Origin of the sequence: Arthrobacter sp. FW305-BF8 (assembly GCF_021789315.1) — a bacterium.
In the GTDB taxonomy this organism is placed as follows: Bacteria; Actinomycetota; Actinomycetes; order Actinomycetales; family Micrococcaceae; genus Arthrobacter.
Genome location: NZ_CP084561.1, coordinates 1,626,694 through 1,642,821, shown reverse-complemented (window position 1 = coordinate 1,642,821; position 16,128 = coordinate 1,626,694). Strand labels below are relative to the sequence as shown.

Annotated in this window: 12 protein-coding genes; 4 read left to right on the top strand and 8 right to left on the bottom strand. The window is 67.5% G+C overall.

Going from position 1 to position 16,128, the window contains the following annotated elements:
* The first annotated feature begins 309 nt into the window (after window positions 1–309).
* From LFT45_RS07325 to nhaA, 4 genes are all read left to right on the top strand, one after another.
* The gene (locus LFT45_RS07325) at window positions 310–1,761 is read left to right on the top strand and encodes an SDR family oxidoreductase (protein ID WP_236809122.1); all 1,452 of its coding nucleotides are present in this window, start codon (window positions 310–312) and stop codon (window positions 1,759–1,761) included.
* An 82-nt stretch (window positions 1,762–1,843) separates the two neighbouring features.
* Window positions 1,844–2,341, top strand: a complete 498-nt coding sequence (locus LFT45_RS07320; protein WP_236807729.1) for a DUF2505 domain-containing protein — start codon at window positions 1,844–1,846, stop codon at window positions 2,339–2,341.
* Between the two features lie 4 nt (window positions 2,342–2,345).
* Entirely contained in the window at window positions 2,346–2,567 is a 222-nt protein-coding gene (locus tag LFT45_RS07315; protein WP_102970715.1) for an SCO4848 family membrane protein, read from the top strand.
* Between the two features lie 129 nt (window positions 2,568–2,696).
* A complete protein-coding gene (gene nhaA / locus LFT45_RS07310) occupies window positions 2,697–4,067 on the top strand; it encodes a Na+/H+ antiporter NhaA (RefSeq protein WP_236807728.1) in 1,371 nt (456 codons plus the stop codon).
* 24 nt (window positions 4,068–4,091) lie between these two features.
* Here the strand turns inward: nhaA and sufU are convergent, their stop codons facing one another.
* The 8 genes from sufU to glmU form a co-directional block, all read right to left on the bottom strand.
* Window positions 4,092–4,541 (bottom strand): Fe-S cluster assembly sulfur transfer protein SufU, encoded by a 450-nt coding sequence (gene sufU / locus LFT45_RS07305; protein ID WP_236807727.1) that lies wholly within the window; start codon window positions 4,539–4,541, stop codon window positions 4,092–4,094.
* Window positions 4,542–4,586: 45 nt separating this feature from the next.
* A complete protein-coding gene (locus LFT45_RS07300) occupies window positions 4,587–5,912 on the bottom strand; it encodes a SufS family cysteine desulfurase (RefSeq protein ID WP_236807726.1) in 1,326 nt (441 codons plus the stop codon).
* 494 nt (window positions 5,913–6,406) lie between these two features.
* Window positions 6,407–9,172 carry a helix-turn-helix transcriptional regulator gene (locus LFT45_RS07295; RefSeq protein ID WP_236807725.1) on the bottom strand — a complete coding sequence of 922 codons (2,766 nt, stop codon included), beginning with the start codon at window positions 9,170–9,172 and terminating at the stop codon, window positions 6,407–6,409.
* Window positions 9,150–11,888, bottom strand: coding sequence for a LuxR C-terminal-related transcriptional regulator (locus tag LFT45_RS07290; RefSeq protein WP_236807724.1), 2,739 nt, complete (start codon window positions 11,886–11,888; stop codon window positions 9,150–9,152). The genes LFT45_RS07295 and LFT45_RS07290 overlap by 23 nt, the downstream gene beginning before the upstream one ends.
* Window positions 11,889–12,062: 174 nt before the next feature.
* On the bottom strand, window positions 12,063–12,647 hold the full coding sequence (gene pth / locus LFT45_RS07285) for an aminoacyl-tRNA hydrolase (RefSeq protein WP_236807723.1): 585 nt from the start codon (window positions 12,645–12,647) through the stop codon (window positions 12,063–12,065).
* Between the two features lie 125 nt (window positions 12,648–12,772).
* Complete coding sequence (locus LFT45_RS07280) at window positions 12,773–13,381, bottom strand: 50S ribosomal protein L25/general stress protein Ctc (protein ID WP_236807722.1); 609 nt, start codon at window positions 13,379–13,381, stop codon at window positions 12,773–12,775.
* A gap of 247 nt (window positions 13,382–13,628) precedes the next feature.
* Complete coding sequence (locus LFT45_RS07275) at window positions 13,629–14,609, bottom strand: ribose-phosphate diphosphokinase (RefSeq protein ID WP_236807721.1); 981 nt, start codon at window positions 14,607–14,609, stop codon at window positions 13,629–13,631.
* 5 nt (window positions 14,610–14,614) lie between these two features.
* Window positions 14,615–16,042: a bifunctional UDP-N-acetylglucosamine diphosphorylase/glucosamine-1-phosphate N-acetyltransferase GlmU gene (glmU, locus tag LFT45_RS07270; protein WP_442863619.1), complete on the bottom strand. Its 1,428-nt coding sequence runs from the start codon at window positions 16,040–16,042 to the stop codon at window positions 14,615–14,617.
* Between the last annotated feature and the right edge of the window lie 86 nt (window positions 16,043–16,128).

The following is a 16,128-nucleotide window of genomic DNA, read 5'->3' as shown; positions in this document are numbered from 1 at the left end:
GCGAATGCCGGGGCTCCCAGCCTACCCCTGCGGGCACATAGGCGGCATCCGGGCCCTGGGTGCCGCATTGCTAAGCTTGCTGAGCAGGCGAAGTTCAGCACATCCTGACGTCCAGCACGGCCATGCCGCCGCCCCAAGGAGACTCCCGTGAGCGACCAAAACGGAAATGACAGCAGCGGAATTGTCAGCAGCCCCGGCGGCACGGCTGGGGCCAGCGCCGGCCAGGATGCTGGGACAGACGCGGCCCGGCCGGACGAGGCCCGTAGCCTCGAGGCCCGGACAGTACTTGTCACCGGCGCCACCGGGTACATCGGCGGGCGGCTGGTCCCGCGCCTGCTGGACGCCGGCCACCGAGTCAAGGTGCTGGTCCGGTCCCCGGAGAAAATCGCCGGCGTGCCGTGGTTCGACGACGTCGAGGTGGTCCGCAGCAGCCTCGACGACTCCGCGGCGCTGAAGGAAGCCCTGCAGGGCGTAGACGTGCTGTATTACCTGGTCCATTCCATGGCGGCGGGCTCCGGTTTCGAAGCCAAGGAAAAGGCCATGGCCGAGCTCGTGGCCGGTGCTGCCGCGGCAGCCTCCGTCCGGCGGATCGTTTATCTGGGTGGCCTGCACCCGCGCAACACGGCACTGTCAACGCATATGCGCTCCCGCGAGGCGGTGGGAGAGGTATTTCTCTCCGGCCCAGTGGACGCCATCGTGTTCCAGGCCGGGGTTGTCATCGGCTCCGGCTCGGCGTCGTTCGAAATGATCCGCCACCTCGCCGAAACCCTGCCCCTCATGCCGGCGCCCAGCTGGGTCCGCAACCGGATCGAAGCCATCGCCGTCCGGGACGTGCTCTACTACCTCGTCGGAGCCGCCGCACTGACGGAACCCCTCAACCGCACTTTCGACATCGGCTGCCGGGATGTCCTGACGTACGCCGGCATGATGAAGGAGTATGCGGCCGAGGCAGGCCTGCCGGCGCGGCCGGTCCTGGCGCTTCCAGTGCCGGCACCCAAGCTTGCCGGACTGTGGGTTGCCCTGGTGACTCCGATTCCGCTGTCCATGTCCGTGCCGCTGGTCCAGTCGCTCCAGCACGATGCCGTCTCGGCCGAACATGACATCGACAGCTACATCAGGCAGCCCGACGGCGGTCTCACCGGCTACCGCAGGGCCGTGGCCCTGGCACTCGGCAAGGAACGCGACGGCCAGGTGGAAACCACCTGGGCCAACGCCGGAGCGGATGCCGACCCGCTGCCGAGCGATCCGGGCTGGGCCGGGCACAGGGTGTACGTCGACGAGCGGACCTTTGCCAGCGACGTGGACCCGTCACACGTGTGGACGATCATCGAGGGGATCGGCGGCCGCAACGGCTGGTACTCGCTCCCACTGGCGTGGAGCGTCCGCGGCTGGCTGGACAAGCTCTCGGGCGGAGCGGGCCTGCTCCGCGGCCGGCGGCATCCGCACCATTTGGTAGCAGGTGAGGTGGTGGACTGGTGGCGCGTGGAACGGATCGAGCGCGGCCAGCTGCTCCGCCTCCGGGCAGAAATGCGTGCACCGGGACGCGCCTGGCTGGAGCTCTGCGTGGAGCCCGACGGCACGGGAAGCCTTTACCGCCAGCGGGCGATTTTCTTCCCCAGAGGACTCAGCGGGCGGCTCTACTGGCTGGCCGTTCTTCCGTTCCACAGCATCATCTTCCCGGCCATGTCCCGCAACATTACCGCGGCAGCCCGGAGGCTGTCCGCTGAGGAGAAAACCGGCGTCGCAGGGCCCGCTGCCTGACGCACCGGTGCCGGGGAATCGCGGCCAACCCCGTAGGATGTGGTGAGCAAAAAGCGTTCTGCCCCACAACGACGGAGGATCAATGGCACTGAGTGCATCCACCACCCTTCCCCACGGCGTCGACAGCGTCACCGCAGTCTTCGCGAACGAGGACTTCCAGCGCCACACCAGCGAATACGTCGGCGGCACCCTCGAGTCCTTCACCGTGGCGGGCGACATCGCCGGGGAATTCAGCACCACGTCGGTGCGCACCCTCCCCACGACGCGCCTGCCGGAAATCGCCCGCAAGTTCGTCGGCGAAAGCCTGAAGGTGACCCAGGTGGAAAACTGGGATGCCCCGGCAGCCGACGGTTCGCGCCAGAGCACCATCTCCCTGAAGATCGCCGGCGCGCCGATCGACGTGGCCGCGGTGCAGCGTCTCGTGGCGGACGGCGGCAGCACGCGCGTTGAACTTGAAGGCAACGTCACGTCCTCCGTGCCGTTCCTGGGCGGCAAGATTGCCGACGCCGCCGAGCCCATGGTGGGCAAGGCACTGAACATCCAGTCGCAGCAGGCCCAGGCCTGGCTCGAAAGCCACTAGTCCCGTGGACGTCCCCGCCTTCCTGGCCCTGGTCCTGATCGTTTCGGGCGTATGGTCCCTGGTGGTGTGGCCGCAGTTCCTGCGCCGCGTCATGAAGGACCCGCGGGCGCGGGACGCCGCCGGCAAGGCCACGAAGTTCCTCACGGTCCATGTGGTCCTGGTGACGGTGTCCATGGTGCTGGGTGCCGCGACGGCCGCCATCGGAATCGCGGCGCTCGTCAGCTGACGGCGCGCTGGTTGAGCTTGCCGTAACCTGGTTTCGGCAAGCTCAACCAGCGGTCAGCTAAGCTGGGTACACATGGTGCGCCGGGAAGTCTGGTCGGCAAGTATTTAGCCGAGCCCGCGAGGAGCTTCAATGCCCAAGCCGTCCTTCCAGTCCCGCAGATTCCCCTCCCGGAAATTCCCGGTATTCAGCCGCTCCACGTATCCGGAGTATCTCCGCATTGCCGCCATCCTCCGGACGGAGACAGTGGGCGGCGCCCTCCTCCTCGCCGCGACAGCCGCAGCGCTGATCTGGGCCAACTCCCCCGCCGCGGACGCCTACTATGGATTGCGTGACTTCAAGCTGGGCTACGAGCCCTGGCACCTGCAGCTGAGCCTCGGGCACTGGGCATCCGACGGACTGCTGGCACTGTTCTTCTTCATAGCCGGCCTGGAACTCAAGCGAGAGTTTGTTTCCGGCGACCTGCGCAGACCGTCCCGGGCCGTCGTCCCCGTAACTGCAGCAGCGGGCGGCGTCGCCATCCCCGCCATCATCTACTCGGCCATTGTCTGGAACGCGGGTGCCGGGGCGCTGAGGGGGTGGGCCATCCCCACCGCTACCGACATTGCTTTTGCGCTGGCGGTGCTGGCTGTCATCAACACCCATCTGCCGTCGGCGCTGAGGACGTTCCTGCTCACCCTCGCCGTGGTGGACGACCTGATCGCCATCGGCATCATCGCGTTCTTCTATTCCTCCGGGCTCCAGCCGGCCCTGCTGCTCGCCGCGCTTGTCCCGCTGGCTCTCTTCGCCTGGCTGGTGCAGAAACGGGTCAGCCGCTGGTACCTGCTGGTGCCGCTGGCCGCTGCTACCTGGGGCCTGGTGCACGCGTCCGGCATCCACGCCACAGTGGCCGGCGTCCTGCTCGGCTTCACCGTCCCGGTCGCCGCCTCGCGGCGGGAAACCCAACAAGACAGCACGACTGCGGGCAGCACCACCGACGCTGGCGGCACCGGCATGGCTGCGCGCCTGGAACACCTGCTCCGTCCACTGTCTGCGGGCTTCGCGGTCCCCGTCTTCGCGTTCTTCTCGGCCGGAGTTGCGCTCGGCGGCACCACGGGACTGACGTCCGCCCTGTCCGACCCGGTGGCCGTGGGCATCGTGACAGCACTGATCGCGGGCAAGGCCCTGGGCGTCTTTGGGGCAACATTCCTGGTCACGAAAACCACCCGCGCGCAACTCGATGACGGGCTGAAGTGGGTCGACGTCGCCGGGCTGTCCCTTCTGGCAGGCGTGGGCTTCACGGTCTCGCTGCTGATCGCCGAACTGAGTTTCGGCTCGGGGTCGGCCCAGGACGACCACGCCAAGGTGGCCATCCTCGCCGGTTCGCTGACCGCTGCGGCGTTGGCCGCCGTCGTGCTTAAGGCCCGCAACAGGCACTACCGCCGGCTTGAAGCGGAGGAGACAAGGGACGACGACGGCGACGGCGTGCCGGATGTCTTCGAACGGTCCGAACGGGACGGCTAAGTCAGGACTGTTAGAGAGGCGCGGTCAGGCTGCCTGATTCAGGGCGTCCTCGGCCGCAACCCAGGAGATCATGGCGCATTTCACCCTTGCGGCGTAGCGCGCCACGCCTTCAAAGGCTGCTGCGTCGCCCAGGATTTCCGGGTCGGCCGGGATCTTTCCCCGGGACCGCAGGACGTCGCGGAAGTTCCCGATCACCGAGCGGAGTTCGTCTACGGTCATGCCCTCGGCCAGCTCGCTCAGCACGGAGGCGGAGGCCATGGAGATCGAGCAGCCGGCCCCGTCCCACGCCAGCTGGGTGACTGTGCCGTGGTCCACGGCCACGCGCAGGGTGACCTCGTCGCCGCACACGGGATTGAACTGGTGTGACTGGCCCGTGGACGCGCCGTCCGGGGCAGCCGTGGCGGCCAATCCGCTGCCGTGCCGGGCCTTGGAGTGGTCCAGGATAATCTGCTGGTAAAGCTGGTCGAGGCTCATGCTCAGGCACCTGTCGTTGGGGATCGGGGCTAGTCTTTTGGGGGGCTAGGCCCGGAAGTAAGCGCGGACTCCGGACACTGCGTCCAGGAACTCGTCCACGTCGTCGGTGGTGTTGTACAAGTAGGCGCTGGCGCGGGTGGTGGCCGTCAGGCCAAGGCGCCGGTGCAGCGGCTGTGCGCAATGGTGGCCCACGCGGACCGCGATGCCCCGCGAGTCAAGGAACTGGCCGACGTCGTGCGCGTGGACACCGGCAACGTCAAAGGCCGCCAGGCCGATGCGGTCCTGGCCGGCGGCCGGACCCAGCACGCGGACCCCGTCGATGGCCTCCAGGCCCGCCACCATCCGCTGGCCGAGCTCGGACTCCCAGCGGTGCACCCGGTCGATGCCGGTTTCGGTCAGATAGTTGACCGCGGCGGCAAGGGCCACCGCCTGCGAAATTTTCTGGGTGCCGGCTTCGAACCGCTGCGGCGCGGGGAGGTACTCCGCACGTTCCATGGTCACGGTGGTGATCATGGAACCTCCGGTCAGGACCGGAGGCAGCACGTCCAGGAGTTCCTGCTTGCCGTAAAGCACACCTACGCCGGTGGGACCCAGCATCTTGTGGCCGGAAAACACGGCGAAATCGACGTCCAGCCGCTTGACGTCCAGGGCAAGGTGCGGTGCCGACTGGCACGCGTCCAGCACCACCAGGGCGCCTGCCCGCCGGGCGAGGGCCACGAGGTCGCTGACCGGGTTGATGGTGCCCAGCACGTTCGAGGCGTGGGTGAACGCCAGCAGCCTGGTCCGCTCGCCCACGATTTCGGCTGCCTCATCCATCCGCAGCATCCCGGCGTCGTCCAGCGGGATGTGACGCAGCGTGGCACCTGTCCGGTAAGCCAGTTCCTGCCAGGGAATCAGGTTGGCGTGGTGCTCCATTTCGGTGACCACGATCTCATCGCCCGGCCCCAGGGCCAAGTCCCGCAGCCGGGAGTCGCCGCGACCCTGGGCTACCCACAGCGAGGCGTTCGACAGCGCATAGCTGATGACGTTCAGGCCCTCGGTGGCGTTGGAGGTCCAGACGATCTCCTCATAGGCCGCACCGACAAAGTCGGCGACGGTCTGCCGGGCGTCCTCGAACACTTCGGTGGCCTCCACGGCAAGGTGGTGGGCACCGCGGTGCACGGCAGCGTTCCGCTGCTCGTAGAATTCCTGCTCAGCCTCGATCACGCTCAGCGGATTCTGCGACGTGGCGCCGGAATCCAGATAGATGAGAGGGCGGCCGTTGACCGTCTGGTTCAGCACGGGAAAGTCGTTGCGGATCCGCAGGACCTCGGTATTGTCCATCGCAGAAAGGGCACGCGTCAGCGTGGTTGGCGTTGATACTACGGCCAATGGAACTCCTTGGGTGCCTTGAGGTACCTCTCAATTGTCCCACAGCACGTTTGGCCGCAGCATGCGCAGCGTGGCAGGAGCCGAGCCTGCCTGACCGGGGTACAGGCCAAGGGCGGCCCCCGTCGCTGCGGGCCGCCCTTTTCATGCCGTCGGATATTTGTTTCTTCTGGACTTACTACTTGAAAGGGCCGGCGACGGCTGGGGGGAGAGCCTCGGTCTCAGAAGGCTCTGACGTCGCCGGCCCCGCCTCACCCGGCCCTGGGGCCGGAAACCTGGTGCGAGACCTGAAAAATCTGGTGGCAGCTTCGGAGGGGAGATCAGCCCGGCTTCCGCTGCCACTATTAGTTAATCGCGTACTGGCGCCCGCGGCACCAGTATTAGGTACTCGTTTTTCTGAGTACTCAACTACTGGTTCCCGCAGGTAGTGATGTCCGGCGCGCAACCGCGCGGAATTTGCCCTGAGCGGGCCAGAAAAAAATCAGCTTGGGGAAGCGCTACTTCTTCGGAAGGGCGAGCGCGAGCTCGTCGCGCCGGCGGACGCCGAGCTTGACGTAGCTCCGGTACAGATGCCCCTCGACGGTGCGCACGGACACCATCAGGTGCTGGGCGATCTCGCGGTCTGAGAGGCCCTGCACCGCCAGTTCCACGATGTCCCGCTCGCGCCGGGTCAGGTGGACGCTGGGGACGGAGGCAACAAACGGGCTTTCCCGGAACCGCTCGCCGAGCTCCTGGTCGCATTTCTCCCGGTGCGCGATTGCCTGGCGGGCGCGGCGCCGCTCCCCCGCGGCTTCAAGCAGTGCTCCGGCCCGGGCGTAGGCCTCGCGCGCAAGGTTCAGCAGGCCCGCTTCCTCCAGTGCGGCTGCTGTGTCCGTGAGGACGTCAGCGTCCTCCGAGGCCCAGGCCTGGGCCAGCTGCTGCCAGCCGGCTGCCCACCGGCCCTCGACGGTGGCGGCGAGCGCGGCGAGCTCCTCCGCCAGTGACCGCTCGCCAAGATCCGAGCAAAGGATGAGGCACTCCATCCTGGTTCCGGGATGGTCCGTAACGGACTCGGACGCCGCGAGCTCACGGAGCCGGTCCAGGCCGCTGCCCTTCCGGTCGAGGTGTTCAGCCGCGGCGGCCGCGTAGGCCTCCGCGACGGCGTCGCAGCCGGGTCCGCTGGCGTGCCTGGCCGAGATGAAGTCCTGTTCGAGCCGCTTCGCCTGGGCGGCATCACCCAGGCGTGCTGCGGCGTAGAAGGCAAGCGACGAGCCGAACCTGAACTCCTGCAGCGGGTCGTTGACCCGAAGCGCCTCAACGGCAGGAAGGAGGACCTGGTAGGCGCGCTCCAGCTGCCCCTGCCGCAGCAGTCCCAGGCCGCGCAGTGCCTGGATCCCGCCGCCGAAGGTGGAAGCACCCTCCGTCCGCTCCGTCGGATAACCGGACAGCTCATGTTCGGCCGACTCCCAGTTGCCGGCAGCGAGGGTGCTGAGCGCCAGCCGGGTCAGGACAAACTCGTTGAAGAAATACAGGCCGCCGCTGAGCGCGGGAAGGAAAGGGCCCGCGGCCACGGCGGCGGCGTGGGCCTGGTGCGACCTGCCGGCGGCGACCAGCGCCTGGGCAAGAAGGGCCTGCGCCACAGCGTGCTGTGTCGCCTCGACGCCCGACGCCGTGTCCGGATCCGTGGTCCCCAGAGCGGTGATGACAGCGTCAATACCTTCGTGATCCCCGGCGGCCGCCATCTCCAGCAGCGCGTGGATCCTGTCCTGCCAGGCATCGTCCGGGGCCATCCTGGCCGCCTCCAGCTGGTTGCGTGATTCAGCCCTGAGCGACGGCACGGACTTGCCGAGCGCCATGTGGGATGACGCCCTGAGCATGAGGACCTGCGGAGCTTCCGGATCCTTTGCCAGATCGAGCCAGCAGCCGTCAAGGAGTTCGGCAGCCTCGCGGTACTTGCCTTCATTGAAGTGGGCCCGCGCGGTAATTGCGAGCGCATGGGCCTGCAGCTCCGGTGCCCGCACGTGACCGGCCATGAGCCGGGCGCCGGCGTTGTTGAACGTCGTCGCGGCCAGCAGCCCCGCGTCCAGCAGGTCCCGGTCGGGCACCTCCAGGCCGCACTCCAGCGACCATTCGACCAAGCGCAGCTTGCCTTCGGCACTTGCGGCGGCAGGATCCAGATAGGCATCAAGCTTCTGCCTCAACTGCAGGCTACGCGAGACTGACACCTGGCGGCGCGTTGATTCGCCCAGGATGGCATGGGTGAGCCGCAGCTCGGTAGGCATCGCGGCGGATTCGCTCACCACCTGGTTGTCCAGCAGGGAACGCACGACGCCGACGCCGCAGACGTCCTCGATCAGGCCCCTGGGCACCGGCTCGGCCAAGGCGATCAGCTTGAGCGCATCCTGTTCCTCCGGCGTTCTCCGGAGGAGATCCTTCACCACGAGATCCGAAAGCCTGGGTCCGTCTGCCGGCAACGGTCCGAGCAGCACCCAGATTCCGTTCCGCTGGACCAGGGTTCCGGCGGCTGTTGCATCACCCAGCAGGCAGTCGAGGAGCAGCGGGTTGCCGCCCGAAGCAGACCACAGCGACTGGACGGTGCTGACGGGAACCGTGCCTTGGAGTGTGTGTTCCACTACCTCCCTGACCTGCTCGCCGCTGAGCGGCCGGAGATCGATGCGTTCGGCGAGGCCGTCATACCAGAGCTGGTTCAGGGCCTGTGGCAGCCCCGGCCGCGGCCGCCCCGCTGCCAGCACTGTCGCCCAACCGGCGGAGGTCATGTCCACCACCATGCTGGCCGTGGCGTCATCGAGGTGGTGGGCGTCATCCACCACCAGGAGTACGGGGGCGTCGGTGCCGCGGTTGAGGTCGCTGATTCCCTTCAGCTCCTGGAAGTGGGCCCAGACGGCCCGCAGCACCGCCACCGGGGAGTCGGCTTCCTCGGGGGCGAGCCCGGACGTGTAGGGCGCCAACACACCGTAGGGAACCTTGGCCAGCGAGGAGCTGCCGTGGATGCGGAGCACGGTCATCTCTGCCGTCAATTTCTCCCGCACGGCGTCAGTCACGGATGTCTTTCCGACGCCGGGGCCTGCCATCAGGTAGACCGCCTGGCTGGCCCGGCTACGGATGACGGTGCAGATATGCTCTATCGCCTCTCGGCGGCCAGTGAGCTGCCGGAGCTCGGATTCCGGTTTGGGGCCGCGGCCATTGGACGCGACGCTGTGGGGCGAAGCGCTGGACGAAGCGCTGTGTGCTGAGGAGCTGTTAAACGAGGCCAGGCAGATCACCCCTGGATGTCACGCCGAGCTTGGTGAAGACCTGATAGAGGTGTCCCTCCACCGTTCGGACTGATACGCCCATCTCCAGAGCGATGTCCCGGTTGGAGACGCCCCTTCCGGCCAGCCGGGAGATCTGGCGTTCGCGCGCGGTAAGGAGCGGGCTTCCGCTGCTGGGAACGATCGGGAGGCTGGGCACCGTGGCGGTGAGGGTGTCCAGACGGGCCTGGGCAACGCGCGCGGAGGCGGAATCGCCGGAGTGGCGGGCAAAGTCGACGGCCAGCGCAACGCACCGGGCCTCGACGGCGTCGAGTTCCAGTTCCGCGCAGAGGTGGGCGCCTTCCAGAAGAACCTTGGCGTCCTTGGTGCGGGTGCCCACGGCGATGAGGCGTGAGATCTCGGCGAGGGTCCCCTGGCGGTGGCCCGCCACCTCCTCCATCAGGCGGAAGTCCTCGTCGGTCCCGTTCACGGTCGCTCCCAGCAGGCTGATGCCTGCCAGCGTGTACCGGCCAGCATCGATGTCGCGGTGTGCCGCCTGGAGCAGGCGCTTCACGGCTTCGGTGTCCCCCAGCCAACGCCCGGCCATGTCCGCGCAAAACTCGGTGACGAACACGGTGCCGAAGTTGCAGTGCCCGCGCACGCCGCGGAGCTTGTCCAGATACTTGTGCGCCTGCCCGGCGTTGCCGATCTGCGCGTAGGCGAAGGCCGTGGCGGCGTAGGCGGCCTGCAGCATGTTCAACACGGGGCGGAGCTCAAGCTGGGCGACGGCGGACAGCAGCGAGTCCAGGGCCACGGCGCCACGGCCGGAGAAAACGTAGGCGATTCCGGCGGCCAGTTCCGTGGCAGACGTCCGATAGGCCAGCCGGCGCTCCTCCTGCCCCTTGGGCGGGCCAACGAGTTCCAGGCACCGCTTCCACTGACCGGCCTGCAGGAGCACGTTGAACGCCGTCATCGCGAACCGCTCGCGCAGCCCGGTCAGCGGCTCGGCGTCAGAGAGCTGTCCTCCCACGCGCCGCATCAGTTGCAGGGCGTCCATTTCCCGTCCGACCGCCGACAAGGCCGGCATCAGGATCAGCGCCGCTTGGATCCTCAGTCCCGGGTCCTTGTTGACCGCGGAGTCCGTAGCCTCCTCCAGCTCCCCAATCATGGAGGCGTAGTCGCCGATGAACGATTTGTATTCGAATTCGGCGAGGGTGATGACGTTGGCGGCGGTACCAAGCGGATCGGGCCAGCTCGACGCCACACCAGTGGGAACGTTCAGCCGCTTGCGGGCAGCTGCCAGCTCGGCCGGCACCTTGTCGCACAGCTCCGGCAGCCAGACCATGACCCGGATCTTGGCTGCCACTACGCGGGCAAAGGCCTGCTCGTCGAGCGCGTCCAGCTGTACCCGGGAAATGTCCTCCAACGCGGCCATGGCCTGCAGCGGCAGGTCAAGCAGCAGGTAGGCGGTTGCCTTGTACAGCTGTGCTTCCACCCAGACGGAGTCGGTCTTTTTGATGCCTTCAACGCAGGAGATCGCGAACCGCGGGTCAAAGAACTGCACCGCCGCCTCCGCCGCCGCCACCGCCATGGCAGGGCTGAGTTCGGCCTGGCATTCCCGGGTCCAGGCTGCGAACTCGATCCGCTCTTCCATGCTCAGAGCGGACAACTCGGGCTCGTGGCTGCCGAGCAGCAGGGTCCGGAGTTCACGACGGCGGGAGATGCTCAGCCAGGAGCGCACCACGTCCCCAAGGTACTGCTCCCGCAGGGAGACCCAGCGGTCCCCCGTGACGCCGACCGTGAGCAGCCCGGCGTCCTCCATGTCGGCCACGGTGGCGGTGCCGTAAACTTCGGTCAGCCTTGCCAGAGGGACACGCCGCGCACAGGCAAGCATCTCGATGACCTCGCGGGTTTCCGGTTCTTCCCGGGACCAGCGGGACCGGACGATGTCATCCAGCCCGGTGGCGCCGTCGAGCACCACCCTGTCCCGCAGGGTCCAGACGGAATCCGACAGGACGAGGTTTCCCGACTGCCGCTGCTCGGTGACGAGCGCCTTGAGCAGGAGCGGATTGCCGCCCACGATGGCATGGTAGGTGCTCACGAGCGAGGCCGAGACCCGGTGGCCCAGCAGCGTCAGCAGTACCTGCCGGGTCTGCAGTTCGTTGAGGTTCTCAAGCCGGACTTCGGTCAGCCGCCGGTCGGTGAGCAGCCAGTGGAAGTCCGCCGGAAGGTCACTGGTGCTGGGGGCGATGGCAATGACGCGGGCGGTGTGCGTCAGCATGATGTTCAGGATGACGCCGGCACTCATGTCATCGATTTGGCCCGTTGTGTCCAGGGTGATGACGCAATCCCGGCCGGCGGCGTCGGACCGGATCAGGGAGGTGATGCCCTGGAGGATGGCGGTCGGGGAAGCCAGCGCCGATTGCGGAAGCCTGGCCAGAAGGAAGGCGAGGCAGCCGTACGAGGTTTGTGAGCCGGCCAGGGGGCTGCGAAGCTGAAGCGCCCAGACGTCGGGACCCAGCTCGGCCACGGCGGTGCGCGCGAGCGAGGACTTCCCCACACCGCGGGCACCGGTGATCACAACGCCCAGGGACTCGGGATCCGTCAGGGCACTGCGGATGGCTTCAAGGTCTGCGCTGCGCGCGGGAACCGACCATCTTTGGAGGTCCGTTCCGCCCGCGACGCCAGCCGGCCCCGCAAGCACGCCCGCCGTAGACCCACGTCCCCAGCTCAGTGGCTCAATTGACATGAACTTTTCCTTACATCCCGCCCGGCAGGATAAAGGCTCCATCGCCTCCCCCGCTTAGAAAGTAGACTACCCCGTTACTTTGCGGGGATACAGGGCACTGCGTTCACATTTCGCAGACCTTGAGGTGACCTTGAGGGTTCGTGCGGTGCGGAGGAAAAACGGAGGGAGAGGTCGCTAGACCTTGGCGGAGTGGAACTGCTGCTGCGCGGCCGTCAGCCCCTCCCTGACCAGGAGCTCGACGGCGTCGGCGGCGTCATCGAGCAGGAAGGGCAGTTCCTTCTTCTCCGTAGTGCCGAAATCCCGGAGCACGTAGTCGGCAGTGTCCATCCGGCCCGGCGGCCGGCCGACTCCCACCCGGACGCGGAGGTAGTCCTTGGTGGCAAGGGCCTTGGAGATGTCGCGGAGACCGTTGTGCCCTCCCTCGCCGCCGCCGATCTTCAGCTTTACGGTATTAAAGGGGATGTCGATCTCGTCATGGACGGCCACCACCCGGGACGGCTCGACGTCGTAAAACCTGGCAAGCGCGGACACCGGGCCGCCGGAAACGTTCATGTACGTGCCAGGCTTCGCCAGCACCACCCGGGGACCGCCGATTCCCAGCCGTCCTTCCAGGACGAGGGCCCTGGCCTTGTGCGCCTTGAACTTTCCGCCGATGCGCCCGGCCAGCCCGTCCAGCACCATCTGGCCGACGTTGTGCCGGTTGCCGCTGTATTCGGGTCCGGGGTTGCCGAGGCCTACGATCAGCCAGGTGTCAGTCATGAATCAATCCTAAGGCGGGGGTTTTGCGCCTGCGTGCGGGGCGGGCAGGGACGGCAGTGGCCGGGCCCGAAAGGACCCGGCCACCGGTCCGCGCTTCAGTTAGCGCGGGAAGGGTTGTACCCGAATTACTCGGCAGCAGCCGCTTCGGCCGGAGCCGCTTCTGCGGCGGCTTCCTCAGCTTCGCCCTCTTCAGCCGTCGCAGCGGCCTCGGAGATGTTGACAACCAGCGCCTCAGCGTCGGTCAGCAGGACGGAGCCCGTGGGCAGCACGAGGTCGGAAGCGTGGATGTGCTCGCCGGCGGCGCGGCCCTCGATGTTCACCTCGACGGACTCGGGCAGGTGCGTTGCTTCTGCCTCGAGGGAAACGACGGTGAGTTCCAGGTTGTGAGCGGTACCCGGAGCGGTTTCGCCAACAACGTGCACGGCTACGTCCACGGTGACCTTCTCGCCCTGGCGGACGGTCAGGAGGTCGATGTGCTCGATGATCTGCTTGATCGGGTCGCGCTGGACGTCCTTGACGAGGGCCAGGTGGCCTTCGCCGTTGAGGTCCAGGGACAGCAGGGCGTTGGCGGTACGCACGGCCAGGGTGGTGGCCTTGGCCGGCAGGGTGATGTGGATGGGCTCTGCGCCGTGGCCGTAGATCACTGCGGGGATCTGGCCGGCTGCGCGGGCGCGGCGGGCGAAGCCCTTGCCGAATTCGGTGCGTGCTTCTGCTGCGAGCTTCTGCTCAGACATGTGAATCTCCTGGTGGATGTATTGGTTCAGCAAGGGCGGAGGTCTGGAGTGACCTTCAACGCCGGGCGGCCCGAAGGCGGCCCCACCAGAAGGGTGATTCAGACCCAGTCGATAACGGAGACCAGCAGTCCGGTGCTCCGCGCCTGCGGATTTCCGGTGCTCTCCCTCGCCAAGGTATCGGGAAAAAGCTTACCAGTGCCCGGCCCGAATACTGAAAACGGGCCGGGCACCGGCGCAGACAAGGCCGTTAGGCGTTGCCGTCGAACAGGCTGGTGACCGAACCGTCGTCGAACACTTCCCGGATGGCCCGGGCGATGAGCGGTGCGATGGACAGGACAGTGAGCTCGGGGAAGCGCTTGTCGGCGGGGATGGGCAGCGTGTTGGTGACCACCACTTCCCGGGCACCCGACTCAGAGAGGCGCCGGGCGGCGGGGTCGGAGAACACCGCGTGCGTGGCAGCGATGATGACGTCCTTGGCGCCGGCGTTCTTCAGCACCTGCACGGCACCGGAGATGGTTCCGCCGGTATCGATCATGTCGTCGATCAGCACGCAGGTGCGGCCCTCAATCTGGCCCACCACGGTCTTGGACACGGCCTGGTTGGGCACGGTCAGGTCGCGGCTCTTGTGGACGAACGCCAGCGGAGCGCCGCCGAGGCGCTCGGCCCACTGCTCGGCCACGCGCACGCGGCCGGTGTCCGGTGAGACCACGGTGATGTTATCGGCGCTGACGCGGGTGCGGATGTAGTCCGCCAGCAGCGGGATGGCCATGAGGTGGTCCACCGGGCCGTCGAAGAAGCCCTGGATCTGCGAGGTGTGCAGGTCCACGCTCATGATCCGGTCGGCGCCGGCCGTCTTGTACATGTCGGCCACGAGGCGGGCGGAGATCGGCTCGCGGCCGCGGCCCTTCTTGTCCTGGCGCGAGTACGGGTAGAACGGCGAAACAACGGTGATCCGCTTGGCGGAGGCACGCTTCAGCGAATCAATCATGATCAGCTGTTCCATGAGCCAGTTGTTCAGCGGCGCGGGATGCGCCTGGATGACGAAGGCATCGGTTCCACGGACGCTTTCCCCGGCGCGGACGTAGATCTCGCCGTTGGCGAAGTCGTAGGCGTCCACAGGCAGCAGTTCCGTGCCCAGCTCCTTGGCGATCTCCCGGGCAAGCTCCGGGTGCGCACGCCCTGCGGCGAGCACCAGTTTCTTCTCGCCGTGAGCCGTAATTTCGGTCATGGTTGCTAGCCCTCTTCTGTAGATACGGGGGAATTTGAGGTCTCATTGCGGCCTTCGCGGGCCGCGGCTGCTTCTGCCAGCTCCGCGGAGAGCGAGCCGGGGCGGTTGGCCGCGACCCAGCCCTCGGCGTTGCGCTGTGCTGCCATGGAGAGCACCAGGGCACCGGCGGGTACGTCCTTGCGGATCACGGCTCCGGCGCCGCTGTAGGCACCGTCCCCCACCGTGACCGGAGCGACGAATACTGTGTTGGAGCCGGTGCGCACACCCGAGCCGATCACCGTGCGGTGCTTCTTCTCGCCGTCGTAGTTCGCGGTGATGTTGCCGCAGCCGATGTTGGTGTCCTCGCCGATCTCGGCGTCCCCGGCGTAGCCCAGGTGGGACAATTTGGAGCCGCGGCCGATCCTGACGTTCTTGGTTTCGTAGAAGGCACCGATCTTGCCTGTCTCGCCCAGGACCGTTCCGGGGCGCAGGTAGGTGAAGGGGCCCACGCTGGCCCCCGCACCGATCTCTGCGCCGGATCCGTGGGTCCGGGTCACCTTGGCGCCCTCGCCGATGCTGACATCCGTCAGCGTGGAGTCGGGGCCGACGACGGCGTCCCGCGCCACCGTGGTGGCGCCGTGCAGCTGGGTGTTGGGCAGGATCCGGACGTCCTCCGCCAGTGTCACCGTGGAGTCGATCCACGTGGTGGCGGGGTCGACGACGGTAACACCGGCGCGCATCCAGGCTTCCACGATCCGGCGGTTGTGCTCGGCGCCGAGGGCGGCCAGCTGGACGCGGTCGTTGGCGCCTTCCACCTGCCAGCGGTCGGCGGTGACGACGGCGGCCACCCGGCCGCCTGCCTCGCGGGCCAGCCCGAGGACATCGGTCAGGTACTTTTCGCCCTGTGAGTTGTCGGTGGTGACGTGGCCGAGGGCGTCCCTGAGGACAGCAGCGTCAAACGCGTAAATGCCGGAGTTGATCTCGCGGATCGCACGCTCGGCGTCGGTGGCGTCCTTGTGCTCGCGGATGCCGGTTACGGTGCCGTCTTCCCCGCGGAGAATGCGGCCGTAGCCGGTGGCGTCGCCCAGGACGGCGGTGAGCACGGTGACCGCGTTGCCGTCGCGCTGGTGGGTGGACACGAGTTCGGCGAGCATTTCACCGGTGAGCAGCGGGACGTCGCCGTAGGTGACGACGACGGTTCCGGCCACAGGCTCCTTGGCGTCCAGGGCTTTCAGGGCAACTTCGACGGCGCGCCCGGTGCCGGGGACCTCGTCCTGGTCCACGATCACGGCGTCGGGATCGAGTTCGGTGAGGTGGGCTGCGACGCGGTCGCGCTCGTGCCGGACCACCAGCGCCAGGCGTTCGGGGCTGATGCTGCGGGCGGCGAGCAGGGCGTGGCCCACCATGGAGCGGCCGCCGATTTCGTGAAGGATCTTGGGGGTACGGGATTTCATCCGGGTACCGGCGCCTGCAGCTAGGACGATAACGGCGGCTGGGCCGGACTTGTCGGGGCTCACGTACGGGCTCTCCTTGCTCGGTT